This window comes from Brevundimonas vesicularis (genome assembly GCF_900445985.1).
Classification (GTDB): Bacteria; Pseudomonadota; Alphaproteobacteria; order Caulobacterales; family Caulobacteraceae; genus Brevundimonas; species Brevundimonas vesicularis_D.
This window is the reverse complement of record NZ_UAQP01000014.1, coordinates 1,240,365-1,257,361: the sequence shown is the minus strand read 5'-3', so window position 1 is coordinate 1,257,361 and position 16,997 is coordinate 1,240,365. Positions and strand designations below refer to the sequence as shown.

Annotated in this window: 15 protein-coding genes; 7 read left to right on the top strand and 8 right to left on the bottom strand. The window is 68.0% G+C overall.

The window, feature by feature from the left end; genetic code table 11:
- Positions 1–42 precede the first annotated feature (42 nt).
- From DT343_RS15195 to DT343_RS15175, 5 genes are all read right to left on the bottom strand, one after another.
- Entirely contained in the window at positions 43–549 is a 507-nt protein-coding gene (locus DT343_RS15195; protein ID WP_112863525.1) for a cytochrome c-type biogenesis protein, read from the bottom strand.
- The gene (locus DT343_RS15190) at positions 546–2,534 is read right to left on the bottom strand and encodes a heme lyase CcmF/NrfE family subunit (protein WP_112863524.1); all 1,989 of its coding nucleotides are present in this window, start codon (positions 2,532–2,534) and stop codon (positions 546–548) included. The genes DT343_RS15195 and DT343_RS15190 overlap by 4 nt, the downstream gene beginning before the upstream one ends.
- Complete coding sequence (gene ccmE / locus DT343_RS15185; RefSeq protein WP_112863523.1) at positions 2,531–3,037, bottom strand: cytochrome c maturation protein CcmE; 507 nt, start codon at positions 3,035–3,037, stop codon at positions 2,531–2,533. The genes DT343_RS15190 and ccmE overlap by 4 nt, the downstream gene beginning before the upstream one ends.
- Positions 3,038–3,107: 70 nt before the next feature.
- Positions 3,108–3,926: a c-type cytochrome biogenesis protein CcmI gene (gene ccmI, locus DT343_RS15180; RefSeq protein WP_112863522.1), complete on the bottom strand. Its 819-nt coding sequence runs from the start codon at positions 3,924–3,926 to the stop codon at positions 3,108–3,110.
- A 44-nt stretch (positions 3,927–3,970) separates the two neighbouring features.
- Complete coding sequence (locus DT343_RS15175; RefSeq protein ID WP_112863521.1) at positions 3,971–5,326, bottom strand: hypothetical protein; 1,356 nt, start codon at positions 5,324–5,326, stop codon at positions 3,971–3,973.
- 146 nt (positions 5,327–5,472) lie between these two features.
- On the opposite strand from DT343_RS15175, the gene DT343_RS15170 reads away from it, so the two are divergent.
- From DT343_RS15170 to DT343_RS15150, 5 genes are read left to right on the top strand one after another with little or no spacing between them, the layout of a single operon-like run.
- A complete protein-coding gene (locus DT343_RS15170; RefSeq protein WP_017504374.1) occupies positions 5,473–6,405 on the top strand; it encodes an ABC transporter ATP-binding protein in 933 nt (310 codons plus the stop codon).
- Positions 6,402–7,169 carry an ABC transporter permease gene (locus tag DT343_RS15165; protein ID WP_112863520.1) on the top strand — a complete coding sequence of 256 codons (768 nt, stop codon included), beginning with the start codon at positions 6,402–6,404 and terminating at the stop codon, positions 7,167–7,169. The genes DT343_RS15170 and DT343_RS15165 overlap by 4 nt, the downstream gene beginning before the upstream one ends.
- Before the next feature lie 42 nt (positions 7,170–7,211).
- A complete protein-coding gene (locus DT343_RS15160) occupies positions 7,212–8,276 on the top strand; it encodes a hypothetical protein (RefSeq protein ID WP_112863519.1) in 1,065 nt (354 codons plus the stop codon).
- A 60-nt stretch (positions 8,277–8,336) separates the two neighbouring features.
- A complete protein-coding gene (gene tldD / locus DT343_RS15155) occupies positions 8,337–9,767 on the top strand; it encodes a metalloprotease TldD (protein WP_066552576.1) in 1,431 nt (476 codons plus the stop codon).
- A 60-nt stretch (positions 9,768–9,827) separates the two neighbouring features.
- Positions 9,828–10,118 carry a hypothetical protein gene (locus DT343_RS15150; RefSeq protein WP_017504370.1) on the top strand — a complete coding sequence of 97 codons (291 nt, stop codon included), beginning with the start codon at positions 9,828–9,830 and terminating at the stop codon, positions 10,116–10,118.
- 2 nt (positions 10,119–10,120) lie between these two features.
- On the opposite strand, the gene DT343_RS15145 is transcribed toward DT343_RS15150, so the two are convergent.
- Positions 10,121–11,074, bottom strand: coding sequence for a TraB/GumN family protein (locus DT343_RS15145; RefSeq protein ID WP_112863518.1), 954 nt, complete (start codon positions 11,072–11,074; stop codon positions 10,121–10,123).
- Between the two features lie 145 nt (positions 11,075–11,219).
- On the opposite strand from DT343_RS15145, the gene DT343_RS15140 reads away from it, so the two are divergent.
- A complete protein-coding gene (locus DT343_RS15140) occupies positions 11,220–13,304 on the top strand; it encodes a TonB-dependent receptor plug domain-containing protein (RefSeq protein ID WP_112863517.1) in 2,085 nt (694 codons plus the stop codon).
- 70 nt (positions 13,305–13,374) lie between these two features.
- Here the strand turns inward: DT343_RS15140 and DT343_RS15135 are convergent, their stop codons facing one another.
- The gene (locus tag DT343_RS15135) at positions 13,375–15,159 is read right to left on the bottom strand and encodes a peptide MFS transporter (RefSeq protein WP_181669211.1); all 1,785 of its coding nucleotides are present in this window, start codon (positions 15,157–15,159) and stop codon (positions 13,375–13,377) included.
- Between the two features lie 261 nt (positions 15,160–15,420).
- Between DT343_RS15135 and DT343_RS15130 the strand changes: the two genes are divergently transcribed.
- On the top strand, positions 15,421–16,572 hold the full coding sequence (locus tag DT343_RS15130) for an N-acetyltransferase (RefSeq protein ID WP_112863515.1): 1,152 nt from the start codon (positions 15,421–15,423) through the stop codon (positions 16,570–16,572).
- On the opposite strand, the gene mscL is transcribed toward DT343_RS15130, so the two are convergent.
- Positions 16,573–16,995: a large-conductance mechanosensitive channel protein MscL gene (gene mscL, locus DT343_RS15125; protein ID WP_112863514.1), complete on the bottom strand. Its 423-nt coding sequence runs from the start codon at positions 16,993–16,995 to the stop codon at positions 16,573–16,575.
- Positions 16,996–16,997 lie beyond the last annotated feature (2 nt).

The following is a 16,997-nucleotide window of genomic DNA, read 5'->3' as shown; positions in this document are numbered from 1 at the left end:
ACCGGCTTTGCGCCAATCCCGACCGCCGATCGTTGATCTCGACTAGCGCCCGTCGTGAGGCGAGGTTGCGTCAGGATCGCGGCGAAGCTTCTCATTTCGTAGAACTTCGTCCAGCCGGCGTTCTTCTTCGGGCGTCAGGGGGACGGCCTCAACCGGACGACGGCGTGCGCGCAGGGCCAGAACGGCGACGGCCAGTAGCACCAAGGCGAACGGGCCGAACCACAGCAGCCAGGTCCCCGCCCGGACCGGCGGGGTGAACAGCACATAGTCGCCGAAGCGCCGCACCAGATCGTCGCGCACGGCCTGATCCGAGGCGCCGGCCGCAATCTCCTCACGGATCAGGCGGCGCATGTCGCCGGCGACGCCCGCCGGGCTGTCGGCGATGGCCTCGTGCTGGCAGACGACGCAGCGCACATCCTTGAACAGGGCCTGGGCGCGGGCCTCCTGGGTCGCATCGGCCAGAGGACGGTCGGGTGCCGCGGGCGGCTCGGCCGCCGTCAGCATCAGCGCCAGGACCGGCGCGGCCAACAGGATCCCCAGGCGCCTCATGCGGTCTTGCGCCGGCGCGCGCCGATCCCGAGCCTGAGACGACGATCCAGCAGCGACAGCACCCCGCCCAGCGCCATGATCATCGGCCCCAGGAAGATCAGTCGCGCCCAGGGGTTCCAGTACAGACGCACGACCCAGGCCGGCTGTTCGGGACTGCCCGCCCGTTCGCCGATCACGACATAGACGTCGTCCAGGCCCCGGAAATCGAGGCCGACCTCGGTCGTGGTCTGGCCGCCGGCGGGGAAGAAGCGGCGTTCGGCGGTCACGGTGCTGGCGCGGCCCTGATCGTTCGTGGCGCGCACGGTCAGTCGGCCCTGCTCGGCCAGATAGTTCGGTCCCTCGACGACGCGGACGTCGTCCAGCGTGACGGTCCAGGGGCCGGCGGACACGCTCTGGCCCAGTGAGACCGCGCGGGCGGCCTCGGCTTTGAAGCTCGTTTCGACCACCGCCCCCAGAATGAAGACGCCCAGGCCCAGATGCGCCAGGGTCATGCCCCAGGCGCCCAGCGGCAGCCCCTTCAGTCGGCGAACCGTCTCGGCCGTCGAGGCGCGGAACAGGCGGGTGCGCTCGGCGACTTCCGACAGCGATCCAAGGATCAGCCACAGACCCAGGCCGATGCCGGCGGCGGCGAAGGCCTTCTTCGGCTCCCACAGGGCGTAGGCCGCCAGGGCGCCGACGATCGCCAGACCCGCCGCGACGGCCAGGCGCTGCATCGCGCCGGGCAGGTCGCCCCGCTTCCAGGCCAGCAGCGGCCCGGCCGGCAGGAGCAGGAAGGCGACCATCATCAGCGGGGTGAAGGTGGCGGCGAAATAGGGCGGGCCGACCGAGATGGTCGCGCCGGACGCCGCTTCCAGGATCAGCGGATAGAGGGTGCCCAGCAGCACGGTCGCGGCCGCCGCCGTCAGGAACAGATTGTTCAGCACCAGCGCCCCCTCGCGGCTGACCGGCGCGAACAGGCCCCCGCCCTTCAGCTGGGGCGCGCGCCAGGCGAACAGGGCGAAGGCGGCGCCGGCCGTGATCCCGAGAATGGCCAGCAGCATCAGGCCGCGCTGGGGATCGACGGCGAAGGCGTGGACGGATGTCAGCACGCCCGAGCGCACCAGAAAGGCGCCCAGCATGGAGAAGGTGAAGGCCAGCAAGGCAAGAAACACCGTCCAGCCGGCCAGCGCGCCGCGCCGCTCGGTCACGACCGCGCTGTGCAACAGGGCCGCGCCCGCAAGCCAGGGCATGAAGGAGGCGTTCTCGACCGGGTCCCAGAACCACCAACCGCCCCAGCCCAGCTCATAATAGGCCCAGAAGGACCCCAGGGTGATGCCGACGGTCAGGAAGGCCCAGCTGGCCAGCGCCCAGGGTCGGACCCAGCGCCCCCAGGCAGGCCAGAAGGCGGTCTGCGCCCGTCCCTCGATCAGCGCTGCGACCGCCAGGGAGAAGCAGACCGAAAACCCGACATAGCCGGCGTAGAGCAGCGGCGGATGCACGGCCAAGGCCGGGTCCTGCAACAGCGGGTTCAGCGACGCGCCCTGGAACGGCGCGGGGTCCAGACGAGTGAAGGGGCTGGAGGTGAAGACCGCGAAGGCCAGGAACAGCGACCCCAGCGCGCCCTGCACCGCCACGGCCGAGGCCTTCAGTCCGAACGGCAGGCCGCGCGCCCGCGCCAGCGCCCCGCCGAAGACGGTCAGCACCAGACACCACAGCAGAAGCGACCCTTCGTGGCTGCCCCAGGCGCCGGCGACCTTGTAGAGCATCGGCTTGTCGGTGTGGCTGTTGGCCGCGACGTTGGAGACCGAAAAGTCGGAGACGACGAAGGCGTAGATCAGGGCTGCGAAACTGAGCGCGACCGCCGCCGCCGCCGCCAAAGCCGCGCCTTGGGCGGCCCCGGCCAAGACCGGGCTGCGCCGCGCGCGGCCGGCCGCCGAAAGCCCCGTCTGCAGGATCGACAGCGCCAAGGCCAGCGCCAGGGCGAAGGCCCCAAGCTCGGCGATCATAAGCGCGTCGGGGCGCTATCGGCCTGCGGCCTGCTTGAGCGCGCTTCGGGGCCGTCCGGCCGCCACTCGCCCTTTTCCTTCAGACGGTCGGCGACCTCGCGCGGCATGTAGTTCTCGTCGTGCTTGGCCAGGACCTGGCTGGCGTGGAAGGTGCGGTCGGCGCCGAAGGCCCCTTGCGCCACGATCCCCTGCCCTTCGCGGAACAGATCGGGCAGGTCGCCGTGATAGACGACCCGGGTCGTGGCGGCGTTGTCGGTGACGACGAAGGCGACCACGCCGTCGCCGGACTTTTGCACGCTGCCGGCCTCGACCAGACCGCCCAGGCGGATGTTGCGCCCCTCCGGCGCCTTGTCGGCGGTGGCCTCGGACGGCGAATAGAAGAAGGTCACGCTGTCCTGCATCGCCCACAGCGACAGGCCGACCGCCAAGGCCAGGATCGGCGCCACGGCGGCGACGACCCACAGGCGGCGACGCGCCTTAGGCGATTTGGGCAGCCAGCTCATGCGACGGACATTCCGGACTCCAGGGACGGGCCGGCGGCATATACCGCCGTCGTCGCGCAGGACCAACGCGTCATTGCGCGCCACCCTTCGGCAGTCGGCGTTCCAGATCCAGACGGCGCGGATCGGCCGGGTCGAGCGCGGCGATCAGAGGCGTCCACAGGGTGCGGGCCTCAACGGCGTCACCGCGCCGCAACGCGGCCTCCCCCAGGAAGAAGCGCGCGCCGAGCTGATCGGGGTCCAGTTTCAAAGCCTCGCGGAAGGCGGCCTCGGCGTCGCCGCCGATCTGGTTGTCATTGGCGACGACCAGGCTTTCGCCCAGCCGCGCCCAGGCCTGGGCGTCGCGAGGCTCCAGGGCGATCAGGCGGCGAAAGGCGGAGGCGGCGCCCAGCGGATCGCCGGCGGCGAACCGGGCCGCGCCGAGCATGGCCAGCGCCTGCCGATCCTTGGGCCGTTCCTGAACGACCCGCGCGGTCACCGCCGCCAGTTGCGCCGGCTCCAGCCGATCCAGATTGGCCGCCCAGTCATCGACACGCCGCTCATAGGCCTGATCCGGCAGGCCGGGCGAGCCGGTGAAGACGTAGAGGCCCAGCGCGCCCGCGACCGTCACGCCGATCCCGCCCAGCACCCAGAACCGATCGCGGGCGCCGGCCACCGGGTTCGGGGTCGCCGAAACGGCCAGAAGCCGCCGCCCCGCCTCGGCGCGCGCGCCCGCATAGGCCGCCTCGTCCAGCAGGCCGCGCGCCTTCAATCGATCCAGTTCCTCGATTTCGCGCGAGCCGGCCTGGGTTTCGGCCCCGGCCGCCGGATCCGCGCCGCGTCGCGCGCCGGTCATCACCAGCAGGGCGGCCAGGGCCGCCGCCAGTCCCGTCATTATCCAGAACACGATCATCTTCGCCGTCTAACCCATCCGCGAACGTCCGGCGAGGCGTCGTTTCAGCCCAGCCGCGCCATTTCCGCTGAGGCTGCGCGTCGCCTGACCGCGCGCGCCGCCTCCAGCGCCTCGATCACGGTCAGGAACCGCGCCGCGACCCCGATCAGGCGCAGCACATGGTCGGGATTTTCAGCTTCCCCGTCCGACAGACTGTTCAGCGCCTCGTCGGACCAGGTGGAGAGGTAGTCGGTCAGGTCGGCCTTCAATCCCGAGCGATCGGCTTCGCAACCAAAGGTGACGGCCGCGCCGCGCAGAGCCGCCACCGCCGCCAGAAGGGCCGCCGCCGCCTCGATCGGTTCGCCCTCGGCCGGCGCCTCCAGCCAGGGCGACATACGCGTCATGCGGCCGGTGATGACCTGACGCTTCATCGGCAGGGCGGCGTGGACGGCGCTGGAGGCGGATTTCATCAGGCCTGAAAGCTGGCCTGACACCTGGACCCGCGCCATCCGCGCCGCCTTGCCCCAGCTGGAATCCGGCCGCACCTGAAGGGTCAGGTCCATCTCGGCCAGCACGCCGGCGCACCAGTTGACGTCGTCAACCGCACCCAGCATCGCCGTCTCTCCCAGCGACGAACGGACAACGGCGGCGATCTTTTGCACCCGCGCCTGCACAGAGGTCAGCAGCCGCTCGACGAAGACGCCCATGTCGGAATGGCTGAGGGTGATTTCGCGGTCGGCCAAGCGGCTGGTCCGCGTCACGACCCGCAGCATCCGCTCGGCGTCCGCCACATGGGCGAACAGGATGTCGATCATGCGCCGCCCGCCGTCCGGCGACATCGTCATACAGTCCTCCATCAGCAGCCGAAGCCCCGCCAGCTGATTGTCGTCAGGGCGTTCCAGCCAGACGGGCAGACGCGGCAGGGCGCTGCGGGCCAGAGGCGTCAGATCGAAACAGCCGGCCAGTTCGACCGGAGTCGACGGAGGCTGGTCGTCGGTGGGTGGCTTGAAGTCGGGCCAGACGTCGCCGGGCCGGTCGCGCAGCACCGCCGCCGCCTTGGCGCACAGCCGGTCGGCGGCCAGGGTCCATTCGCCGTCGACCGTGACCGCGCCATCCAAAAGCGGCAGAAAATCCTCCTCTCCCTGCACGGCTTCGCGCCAGACCCGCCTCAAGACATGATGGGGAAAGACCAGGGCCGGCACGCCGTCCGCGCGGGATTGAAACAGGGGCAACAAGGGTCCAAAGGCGGTGTCGCGACGCGTGCGATCGCGTGACTGTTCGGCGACGATGAGCGCCAGCTCGCCCGCCTTGTCGCCCTTCAGCGCCGCCACCGCCGCGCCCAGCGTCGCCAGCGACGCATCGGGACACGCCTCGACGATCGCCTTCAGAGCGGCGTGGTGGGCGACGGACAGGGACGGCACGAAAGCTCCTGCCAAAACTCGACTCTGGCCTGACCGTGCGACAATCGGGTTAACAACGACTTGGCGCCCCTTGAGTCGGCGACCGCCCACGCCATATTGCCGCCACACCCGGCCCGCGCCGCCGCGTCCGCCGGAGAGGAACGCCCATGCCCGTAATCGCGATCGACGGCCTGACGAAGACCTACAAGTCGGGGCATCAGGCGCTGAAGCGCATCGACCTGACGATCAACAAGGGCGAGATTTTCGCACTGCTCGGCCCGAACGGCGCGGGCAAGACCACGCTGATCTCCATCGTCTGCGGCATCGTCACGCCCACAACCGGGACGGTGGTCGCCGACGGCCATGACATCCAATCCGATTTCCGCGCCGCCCGCACCAAGATCGGTCTGGTGCCGCAGGAGCTGACCACCGACGCCTTCGAAACCGTGCTGGCCACCGTCACCTTCAGTCGGGGCCTGTTCGGCAAGGCGCCGAACCCCGCCTTCATCGAAGGCGTGCTGAAGGACCTGTCGCTTTGGGACAAGCGCGACGCCAAGATCATGACCCTGTCGGGCGGGATGAAGCGGCGGGTGATGATCGCCAAGGCCCTGAGCCACGAGCCGGACATCCTGTTCCTGGACGAGCCGACCGCCGGGGTCGATGTCGAGCTGCGCCGCGACATGTGGGCCATGGTCAGAAAGCTGCGCGAACGCGGCGTCACCATCATCCTGACGACCCACTACATCGAGGAGGCCGAGGAAATGGCCGACCGGGTGGGCGTGATCCTGAAGGGCGAACTGATCTTGGTCGAGGAGAAGTCGGCCCTGATGAAGAAGCTGGGCAAGAAGACCCTGACACTGAACCTGATCGAGCCGTTGGGGGCCCTGCCCGCCGACCTGTCCGACTGGGACCTGACGCTGAAGAACGAAGGCGGAGAGCTGGAGTACAGTTTCGACGCCAACGCCGACGACACGGGCGTGCCGTCGCTGATCCGCCGGCTTGAGGCGCTGAACATCGGCTTCAAGGACTTGAACACCCGCCAGAGCTCGCTGGAAGACATCTTCGTCAGCCTGGTCCACCAGAACGGAGCCGCGGCATGACCTTCAACGGATACGGCGTCTGGGCCATCTATCGTTTCGAAATGGCGCGTGCGCTGCGCACCCTGTGGCAGAGCGTGGTCACCCCGGTGATCACCACCGCCCTGTATTTCGTCGTCTTCGGCGGCGCGATCGGCAGCCGGATGCAACAGGTGGACGGCGTGCCCTACGGCGCCTTCATCGTGCCGGGCCTGATCATGCTCAGCCTGTTCACACAGTCGATCTTCAACGCCTCGTTCGGCATCTACTTCCCCAAGTTCACCGGGACCATCTACGAGATCCTGTCGGCGCCGGTGTCGTCGCTTGAGATCGTGCTGGCCTATGTCGGCGCGGCGGCGACCAAGTCGGCGGTGCTGGGCCTGATCATCTTGGGCACGGCGGCCTTCTTCGTGCCCCTGCAAATCCTGCATCCGGTGTGGATGATGGCCTTCTTGATCCTGATTTCGGTGACCTTCAGCCTGTTCGGCTTCATCATCGGCGTCTGGGCCAATGGGTTCGAGCAGCTCCAGATGATCCCGATGCTGGTCGTGACGCCCCTGACCTTCCTGGGCGGCGCCTTCTATTCCATCGACATGCTGCCGGACGGCTGGCGCACGGTGACCCTGTTCAACCCGGTGGTCTATCTGATCTCGGGCTTCCGCTGGGCCTTCTATGGTCAGGGGGATGTGGCCATCGGCGTCAGCGTCGCCGCCACCCTGGCCTTCTTCGCCGTCTGCCTGGGCATCGTCATGTGGATGTTCAAGACCGGCTACCGGCTCAAGAACTGATCCGTCACGAAACGGGCCAGATCGCCAGCGATTGAGAAGACCATGTCCGACGACCAGAAGACCCCGCCCCAGCCCTTCGCCCGCAAGCCGGTGACCTGGGGGCGCATGCCCGCGACGACCTTCCACGTCGGGCCGGTGCCGGTCGCGCCCAATCCGCTGGACCGCATTCCCAATCCGCCGCCGCGCAAGCCCACGCCGCAACAGCAGCAGGCCTCGATCCACACCCAGAGCCTGGCCTCCGGCGTCGCGCCGGCCAAGGGTAAGACCGCGCCCGCCAATCCGACGCCGCGTCCCGCGCCCCGTCCGCAGGGGGCAAGCATCCTCGGCGGTTCGCTGATCCCGACGGCGCGCCCGGCCCAAGCCCAGCCTCAACCCCAGGCTCCGACGCCGCCGCAGCCCAGGCCGCAGCCGGCGCCGGCCGCTCAACCCGATCTGACCGTGCGGCCCCTGCCCGCGCCCGAGACGACGCCGCCCCCTGCGCCGAAGCCGGTCGCAACCGAACCTGTCGCCGCCCCCCCAGCAGTCGCGGCCAAACCCGCTGTTTCGCCTGCGGCTGCGCCGATCACGCCCCGCTTCGCCCGTGCCCCCGCCAAGACCTCGCGCCTGCCGCTTTATGTCGGGCTCGGGGTCGTCGCCCTTCTGGTCGCCGGAGGCGGCCTGTGGTTCGCGATGCGTCCCGCCTCGACCCCGGCGACGTCCACGCCCGCCGTCGTCGCCGATGCGCCTCTGACCGCCCCGCCGGCCGATACGGTTCCCGCCGACGCCGCCCCTGTCGTCGCGACCGAACAGCCCGCGCCAGCCGCGACGACAACAACGACGCCGCCCGTCCCCGCCGCTTCCGCGCCGGCAACGACGACGCCGCGCGCGACGACGGCCGCGCCCCGCACGCAGACCCCGGCCCAGACCCAGACGCCGGCCGCAACGACGCAACCGACGACGCGTGCGCCGACGACGGCCACCCCGGCCCCGTCCACGCCGGCGCCGACCGTCACGACCGAACCGCTGGTGATCGTGCCGACGGCCCCGACGCCCGCCCCGACCGCTGCACGTCCGTCGAGCAGCGATCCCGACGGCCCGGTGGTGACGCGGCCCCAGCCGCTGGACTGATCGGCGGTTTCGCGCGCCGGGGCAGGTGACGAAACGGCCTTCAGCCCCTACCTAGAGGCCATGACCGTTCACGCCTCCCCGCCACCCATCCTCGACGCCGCCGGCGTCGATACTGATGAAGCCCTGTCGATCCTGAAGACGGCCCTGGCCGGCGCCGACGACGGCGAACTGTTCCTGGAGCGGTCCGAGAGCGAGAGCCTGGTGTTCGACGACGGTCGGCTGAAGTCCGCCGCCTATGACGCCACCGAGGGCTTCGGCCTCAGGGTCGTGGCGGGCGAGACCGCCGGGTACGCCCACGCCAACGAAATCTCGGCCGCCGCCCTGCGTCGCGCCGCCGACAGCGCGGCCCTAGCCAAACAGGGGCATGAGGCCCGGGTCGCCGAAGGGCCCCGCGCCACCAATCAGAAACTGTATGGCGAGGTCGATCCCCTCGCCTCGCCCGCCTTCTCCGACAAGATCGCCTTGCTGGCCGAGATTGACGCCTGGGCGCGCGCCCGTGATCCGCGCGTGGTTCAGGTGTCCGCCTCCCTGATCGGCGAACGTCGCGCCATCGAAATCCTGCGCGCCGACGAACGGGCGGTGCGCGATGTTCGCCCCCTCGTCCGGCTGAACGTCTCCGTCACCGTGGAGCAGAACGGCAAGCGCGAAAGCGCCTCGTCCGGCGCCGGCGGCCGGGCCGGGTTCGAAGCCTGGGTCGCGCCCGAACGCTGGCAGGCCCAGGTGGACGAGGCCCTGCGTCAGGCCCTGGTCAATCTGGATGCCGTCGATTGTCCGGCGGGCGAGATGGACGTGGTCCTGGGCGCCGGCTGGCCCGGCGTACTGCTGCACGAGGCCATCGGCCACGGCTTCGAGGGCGACTTCCACCGCAAGGGCTCCTCAGTCTTCAACGGCATGATGGGTCAGCGCGTCGCCGCGCCCGGCGTCACCGTGGTCGACGACGGCTCCATCGCCGGGCGTCGCGGCTCTCTGTCGGTCGATGACGAGGGCACCCCGACTTCGCGCACCGTCCTGATCGAGGACGGCATCATGGTCGGCCTGATGCACGACCGGCTGTCGGCGCGGCAGCTGGGCGTGGCCGCGACCGGCAACGGCCGGCGCCAGTCCTTCGCCCATATGCCGATGCCGCGCATGACCAACACCTTCATGGAAGGGGGCAAGGATTCCAAGGCCGACATGATCGCCAATACGAAGCGCGGCCTCTACGCCGCCAACTTCTCGGGCGGCCAGGTGGACATCACCAACGGCAAGTTCGTATTCCAGTGCAATGAGGCCTATCTGATCGAGGACGGGGTGATCACCGCACCCGTCCGCGGCGCGACCTTGATCGGCGACGGCGCGACGGCCCTGACCAAGATCCAGATGGTCGGCGACGACTTCGCCTTCGATCCGGGCGTCGGCGTCTGCGGCAAGGCCGGACAGGGCGTGCCCGTCGGCATCGGCCAGCCCAGTTTGAAGATCGGCGGTCTGACTGTCGGCGGCACGGCCGTCTAGCCCAGCGGAACCGTATGGCTGCAACGGGTGTTTCCCCGCCATCACTGGAGAGGACACACCATGACCACCGAACGTACCGTCGAACATCCCGATGGCCGCGTTGAGCGCATCAGCGAAAGCAGCGCCGCCCCGACGACAGTTGTTGAGCGCCGCAGCGGCAGCGGCATGGGCGCCATCGTCGCCCTGATCGTCGGCCTCCTGGCCGTGCTCGTGATCGGCTATTTCCTGATGAACATGAACCGCAACGACGCGATCGAGTCCAACGCCGTCGCCGGCGCGGCCGAAAGCGTCGGCAACGCCGCCGAGAACATCGGCGACGCCGCACGCGACGCCGTTCCGAACCGCAACTAAGTCTAGCGGTCGGATCGCGCGGAAGCGGAGGGGCGCCATTCGGGACCGATCGGTTCCAGCCCCTCCTCCTCCAGCCGATCCAACACGCCGTTCGGCTCGGCCAACAGCCGCAAAGGCGCGATGGCGACGGTGACCCCGTCCTCGGTCAGCGCCTCGTCCACCGCCGTATTCCATATCCGACGCAGATCGGTCGCCTGGGCCATCACCGACCAGTAGGAACAGGCTGTCGCCGCCTTTTCCAAGGGCGATTCCAACACCGCCGGAATCCGGCGCAGACGCCAGTTCTCCGCACGTTGCGCGCCGGCCTCGACCCCGGCTTCCGCCGCCGTCGCCGCTGCGTCGATGCAGTCGAGATAACGTTCCGGCGGCGTCGTCAGAACCTTTTCGATCAGCTCGTCACCCCTGAAGATGCCGACGGGTTCAGCGGGCGTGCGATTGGCGCGCGTCGCCTGACGGACCAGGCCGGACACCGGACGGCCGCCACTGCTGTAGCCGCCCAGTTCCATCAGATCGCCCGACAGGATCAGCATGCTGTCGCGGGTCGGGCCTTCGCCTGTCAGGCTTTCGACCCGGGCCTCAAGGTCCGGGGACAGATAGTCGGCGCTGGTGCGCCCGTTCGGCAACCGGGTCAGCGTCCGAAACCGCCAGATCAGCCGGCCCACATCGGCCAGCGAGGCGCGCCCCTCGACGGGAAATAAGACGCGGTCGGCACGATCAACCGCTGAGATGAGAGCGTCGGTGCGCCACTCCATCTTCCTGGGCAAACCGTCGATCGATCCGACCAGGATCAGGACGCTGTCGCCGCGCCGCACCTCCCACATCGGCGCCTCGATCCGGCGGGCGGTGACGACGATATCCTCGACGGCGTCCGAAGGCGCGTCCTGCGCGAAGGCAGGCGCGGTCGTTAGCGCCGTTGCGGAAAGTAAAAGCAATAAAGAAGATGAGCGTCTGATCATTTCATCGCTGTAAACTCCATTACTGTCACTGTTGTAATGAAATCGCGGTAATGATGTCGTCGATTTAATCCACCTTGCGGCCTTGTAACTGGAGATGAACGCGCCTGATCGGCACACCTCTCGCCAACACCCGAGGGGAACACCAATGACAAAGACCCTGCTGCTGGCCAGCACCGCCCTGCTTTTCACCGCCAGCGCCGCGTTCGCCGCCGACGCCTCAAACGCAAACAAGCCCCAAGTCGCCGAGGTCCCCGTGCCGACCGGCCCCACCAACCAGGCGCCCCTGACCGACGCCAGCCAGCGCGGCGTGCTGGTCTTCACGCCGGACTTCTTCGCCGCCCAGCGCCCGAATACGGCGCTTGACATGGTCAACCGAGTCCCCGGCTTTTCCGTCGACAACGGTTCGGGCGCGCGCGGTTTCGAAGGGGCGGTCGGCAATGTGCTGATCAATAACAACCGCCCCGCCTCAAAGAACGATTCGGGCTCTAATGTCCTGGGCCGGACCCTGGCCAATCAGGTCGAGCGCATCGAACTGATCCGGGGCGGTGCGCCGGGCATCGACATGCAGGGCTATTCCGTCGTCGTGAATGTCATCCTGAAGACGACCGACAGCCGCCAATCGATCCTGACCTGGAACGCCATGCTGTTCGAAGGCGGCCATGACATCTATGGCGGCTCCTATCAGTTCACTCAGAACAAGGGCGACCGCAGCTGGGGCGTGACCTTATCGGACGGCATGGGATCCAGCGATTCCAACGGCGTCGGCCGGTCGATCCGTCGCAATGCCGCCGGCGATGTCATCCGCGACGAGCGGTACGAGAATGATGGCTGGGGCGGCGGCCAGAGCATTCGCGGCAACTACACCGGCCCGGTGTTCGGCGGAAAGCTGGAAGGCACCGCCCGCTATGGTCTGAACGACTATCAGAACTGGACCGAGCTCTCGTCGCCCACCTCCCTGCGTCGCAGCGACTATGCCGAAGACGGCGATTCCGGCGAGTTGGGCCTGACCTGGACCCGCACCCTGAACCCGCGCTGGACCCTGGAGACGCGTCTGATCCACGAGTTCTCCAGCTTTGACAGCGTCTCGGGCAGCAACGAGACGCTGAACGGGACGGCGGCGCCAGAGCAGCAGTTCAAATCCAACGGCGACTCGTCGGAATCCATCCTGCGCGCTCTGGTGCGTCACGAACGCTCGCCCGCCCTAACGATCGAGGCCGGCGCCGAGATCGCCTACAATATGCTGGACGTGAACCAGGCCTTCACCATCGGCGGCGTCGGCGTGCCTCTACCCAGCGCCTCGGTCAAGGTCGAGGAGACGCGCGGCGAGGCCTTCAGCAAGGCGACCTGGCGGATCAATCCGAAGCTGACGCTGGAAGGCGGCGTGCGGCTCGAGGCCTCCACCATCAGCCAGTCGGGCGATGCGGATCAGGAAAAGAGCTTCTTCTTCGCCAAGCCGCGGCTGCTGACGACCTGGACGCCGATGGCGAACAACCAGCTGCGCTTCCGCTTCGAGCGCGAACTGGGTCAGCTGGACTTCGGCGACTTCGCCGCCTCGGCTGAACTGAGCGATGGCACGGTGTTCGGGGGCAACGTCGATCTGGAGCCGGAACAGCGCTGGATTTCCGAACTGTCCTATGAGCGCCGCTTCTGGGGCGAGGGCGTGGTCTCGATCGGCTATCGCCACGACCGCATCATCGACGTGATCGACCGCCTGCCCCTGCCCGGCGGCCTGTCGGCGACCGGCAACATCGGTGACGGAACGCTGGATCAGCTGTCGCTGAACGTGGTGGTGCCGCTGGACAAGGTTGGGATTTCGGGCGCCCGCTTCACCTTCAAGAACGACTGGAACAAAACCAGCGTCACCGACCCGACGACGGGCGAGGACCGTCGCATCTCGGGCGTGCGCGCCAGCCAAGCCAATGTCGGCTTCCAGCAGGACATCACCTCGTGGAAGACCCAGTGGGGGATCAACTGGCTGCCCCGTCTGGGCCAGGCGACCTACGATCCGGACCAGACCTTCGCCTGGCGCGGCGCGGACTATCTGGAGGCCTTCGTCGAGTACAAGCCCAGCCCGACCCTGTCGCTGCGCGCACAGCTGAACCTGTGGGACGACTTCACCCAGCAGCGCACGGTCTACGCCACACGCAATCCGCGCACCGTGGCCTTCGTCGAGGACCGCTCCATCGACCCGCGCACCTTCGTCTCGTTGCGGGTCCGCAAGACCTTCTGAGGCCTAGGTCCGCGCAGCAAAAAGCCCCGGCGGATCGCTCCGCCGGGGCTTTTCCTTGATCAGGCGTCGATCAGTGGATGCCGGCCATACCCTTTTTGAGCAGGGGCGAGATCAGCAGCAGGAAGACGCCGACGCCGACGCCCGTCCAGCCGATGGTTCCAAAGATCGAGCCGTAGGTCTGAAGCGCCAGTTCGGGGCTGGTGACGACCCCGGCGACAGTGTCGGTCGCCGTCGCCTTGGCGATGATGCCGGCGACGATGTGGGCAACCGAGCTGGACAGGAACCAGACGCCCATCATCATGCCTACCACGCGCGCCACCGACAGTTTGGTGATCATCGAAAGGCCGACGGGCGATAGGCACAGCTCGCCGATCGTGTGGAAGAAGTAGGTCAGGAACAGGAAGATCAACGGCACCCGGAAAGCGTCGTTGGCCTGCGTCGCCGCTGCCCAGGTCAGCACCAAGAAGCCCAGGCCCACGAAGACAAGGCCGAAGGAGAACTTGACCGGGGTCGACGGCTCCAGCTTGCGTTTGCCCAACCAAACCCACAGGGCGGCGATGATCGGCCCGCCCAGAACGATGATGCCGGGGTTGAAGGTCTGGGTCATGGCGGCGTTGAACCACGACGGCATTTGGGTCGACTGATCGGCGAACAGGGTCAGGGACGACCCTGCTTGTTCGAACAGGGCCCAGAACAGCACGGAGAAGAAGATCAGCACCTGGGCGACCAGCATGCGCGATCGCTCGGCGCCCTTCAGTCGGAAGACGGTGAAGCCCACCACTGCGGCGAAGATCACGCCCGCGATCCAAGGCAGTGCCGTCTCGATGATCTCATGCCGCTGCATGAGCAGCCACGTCGGAATCACGGCGACAACGCCCGCGATCCAGAAGAAGGGCACGAGCGGCACGCCAAGGATCGAGCGGCCTTGGACGGGGACCGGCGGCGCGCCGCGGCCCTCGAGCCACGGTTGGCCCAGGACGAAGGTCAACAGGCCGAACAGCATTCCGATGCCGGCAAGACCGAAACCGTAGGCCCAGCCGTATTTGATGCCGAGATAGGAGCAGGCGATGGTCGCCAAGAACGAACCGAGGTTGATCCCCACGTAGAAGATGGTGAAGCCCCCGTCACGCCGCGGGTCGTTCTCTTCATATAGTGCGCCGACGACGGTGGAGATGTTAGCCTTCAGGAAGCCGACGCCTACGATAATCAGGGCCAGGGCCAGAAATAGCACCGGCTCGCCGAGCGCCAGATCGCGCGTGGTCTCCAGCTTATAGGCGCCGGTTGCGGTGAAGGCCGGGAAGCCCGATCTGGCGGCGGCTTGGGGCGCGGCGGCCGTCGCCGGATCGAGCGCGCCGGTCGGCTGGGCGCCGATCGCCGCCCCCGTGGCGACTGCCGCGACATCGGCGGCATTCGCGGCGGAGGGTTCGGCGCCGACGGCGGATACGCCTTCGGGCGATATGGCGACCTGAACCCGTTCATCCCCGTTCACGGCGAAGATACGACGGTTTTGGTCGCGGCCTTCGACCTGCAGCTCATAGGTCGTGTCGCCGATGGTAAGGCGTTCGCGTCCCCCCGTGCCCTCGAAGGCCATGGTGAAGTGGCCGAGCACCAAGAGGACTGCACCGATGATGACGGCCTTGCGCGATCCGAGATAGCGGTCTGCAATCAGGCCGCCGAGGACCGGCATCAGATAAACGAGGGCGGCGTAGGCGGCGTAGATGCCCTGAGCCTCGGCCGGTCCAAACAGGAAGTGCTGCGTCAGATACAGGACCAGCAGGGCGCGCATGCCGTAGTAGGAAAACCGCTCCCACATTTCCGTGAAGAACAGGATCACCAGCCCCCGAGGGTGTCCCAAGAAAGTCTTGCGAGGCGCGAGCGCCCCCCCATCCGTCGCTGTCAACGGCTCACTCCCAACTGCCGCGCCGCTTATCGGGCGCGCGAAAGGCGCATACCCAGCACAGCGGGGGAATTCGAACAAGTGTTAAGGCTGTCGCGGGGGTGGCCAGGCGACGCACGAGGAAAGCGAAAAACAACCCTAGGTGACGCCCGATGGCGCACATCCTGCTAGGTCGGTCGTCAGAAACGCTCGCGGTTTCATAATGGGAAAGCGCGCCAGATGTCTGTTAGACCGATCGCCGCTCTCGATCATGAGGCGCTGAACCGGCTGCATTGTCAGGTCGGATGGCCCGAGCGGTCGCCGGCCGGATGGCGCTGGCTCGAGTCCAATCCGGCGCGCTTGGCGCTGGGCGCGCCCGCCGGTTGGGTCGTGGCCGACGAGGATGACAACGCCGTCGCCATGCTGGGCAACTTCATCCAGCGGTTTCGCTACGGCGCCCAGGACCACTTCGGCGCCACCGGCTTTTCGATCATCGTGCCGCCCAGCCAGAAGGGCGCCAGCCGGCCTCTGATCCGCACCTTTTTGAAACAGCCAGGCCTGTTTGCCCGCTACACCTTCAACGCCAATGCGCGCTCGGCCCCCCTGTATGGCCTGTTCGACATGAAGCCCTGGCCGGCCCAAACCCATGGGCTGAAGCTGTCGTGGATCACCGATCGTCTGGCCTGCGCGCAGGGCCGAGGCCTGCGCGTATTGCTGGGCCGCACCTCCGCCGAGACCGCCGCGCATCTGGGCGAGCGGCTGATGAACGGGCGCGTGTTTCGCCAGACGCCGCTAGTGCTGCCTGCTGGGGTGACGATGCTGCGCGATTTGTCGGACGCCTCGCCCTATGCGGACTTCTGGCGCCGGCTGTCGCAGGAGGAGCGTCTGCTGGCGGACCGCAGTCCGGAAATCCTGCGCTGGCGGCTGGCGGACCCCGACCTGACCCTGCCGCCGGTCATGCTGGCTTGCGTCAGGGACGGCCGCATCGTCGGGATGGCGATGGCGCAGATGACCAAGACCAGCCTGATCGAGCCGCCCTATCTGGATATTGTCGATCTGATCGCGCTGGACACGGCGCCCGAGGCGATTGGGCTTCTGACCCAGGCGTTGATCGACAATGCCCGTGCGCTGGGGGCCGCCAAGGTGCGGCTGCAGGTGGTGACGCCGCGCCTGCTGGCGCAGTTGGGCGATCTGGCGAAGACGGCGCGGCGCGAAGGCGGCTGGGGACACTGCCACGCCATCATCGACGATCCTGCGCTGGCGGCCGCCTGGACGCCGACACCGTTCGACGGCGACTACGGCATCTGCTGGCGCACGCCGCCGATGCCCAAACCCTTGGCTGCCGCCGCGATCACGCGCCCAACCTTGGGCGGGCGCGTGTCCAAGGCCTGATCAGGCGTTGGGCCGGGCCTTCAGCTCGTCGCGGATCTCGGCCAGCAGGGCTTCGGTCGCCGTCGGCGCGGCCGGCGCCGGATCGGGCTTGGCGGCCTCCTGACGACGCAGGGCGTTGATGCCCTTGACCACAAGGAAGACGACCCAGGCCACGATCAGGAACTGGATCACGGTGTTCAGGAAGGCGCCGTATTGGATCGCCACCTTCTCGACGGCCTCGGTCGCCGGGTTTTCGGCCCTCAGCACCCATTCCAGTTCGGAGAAATCGATGCCGCCGGTGATCAGGCCGATCGGCGGCATCACCACCTGATCGACCAGGCTTTTGACGATGCCGTTGAAGGCGGCGCCGATGATCACGCCGACCGCCAGGTCCACGACATTGCCCTTGACCGCGAACTCGCGGAATTCCGAAAGCAGGCCCATAG

Coding starts and splice junctions, on each gene's coding strand:
- DT343_RS15195 (WP_112863525.1), bottom strand. CDS start 549: ATGAGGCGCCTGGGGATCCTGTTGGCCGCGCCGGTCCTGGCGCTGATG.
- DT343_RS15190 (WP_112863524.1), bottom strand. CDS start 2,534: ATGATCGCCGAGCTTGGGGCCTTCGCCCTGGCGCTGGCCTTGGCGCTG.
- ccmE (WP_112863523.1), bottom strand. CDS start 3,037: ATGAGCTGGCTGCCCAAATCGCCTAAGGCGCGTCGCCGCCTGTGGGTC.
- ccmI (WP_112863522.1), bottom strand. CDS start 3,926: ATGATCGTGTTCTGGATAATGACGGGACTGGCGGCGGCCCTGGCCGCC.
- DT343_RS15170 (WP_017504374.1), top strand. CDS start 5,473: ATGCCCGTAATCGCGATCGACGGCCTGACGAAGACCTACAAGTCGGGG.
- DT343_RS15165 (WP_112863520.1), top strand. CDS start 6,402: ATGACCTTCAACGGATACGGCGTCTGGGCCATCTATCGTTTCGAAATG.
- DT343_RS15160 (WP_112863519.1), top strand. CDS start 7,212: ATGTCCGACGACCAGAAGACCCCGCCCCAGCCCTTCGCCCGCAAGCCG.
- tldD (WP_066552576.1), top strand. CDS start 8,337: ATGACCGTTCACGCCTCCCCGCCACCCATCCTCGACGCCGCCGGCGTC.
- DT343_RS15150 (WP_017504370.1), top strand. CDS start 9,828: ATGACCACCGAACGTACCGTCGAACATCCCGATGGCCGCGTTGAGCGC.
- DT343_RS15145 (WP_112863518.1), bottom strand. CDS start 11,074: ATGATCAGACGCTCATCTTCTTTATTGCTTTTACTTTCCGCAACGGCG.
- DT343_RS15140 (WP_112863517.1), top strand. CDS start 11,220: ATGACAAAGACCCTGCTGCTGGCCAGCACCGCCCTGCTTTTCACCGCC.
- DT343_RS15130 (WP_112863515.1), top strand. CDS start 15,421: ATGTCTGTTAGACCGATCGCCGCTCTCGATCATGAGGCGCTGAACCGG.
- mscL (WP_112863514.1), bottom strand. CDS start 16,995: ATGGGCCTGCTTTCGGAATTCCGCGAGTTCGCGGTCAAGGGCAATGTC.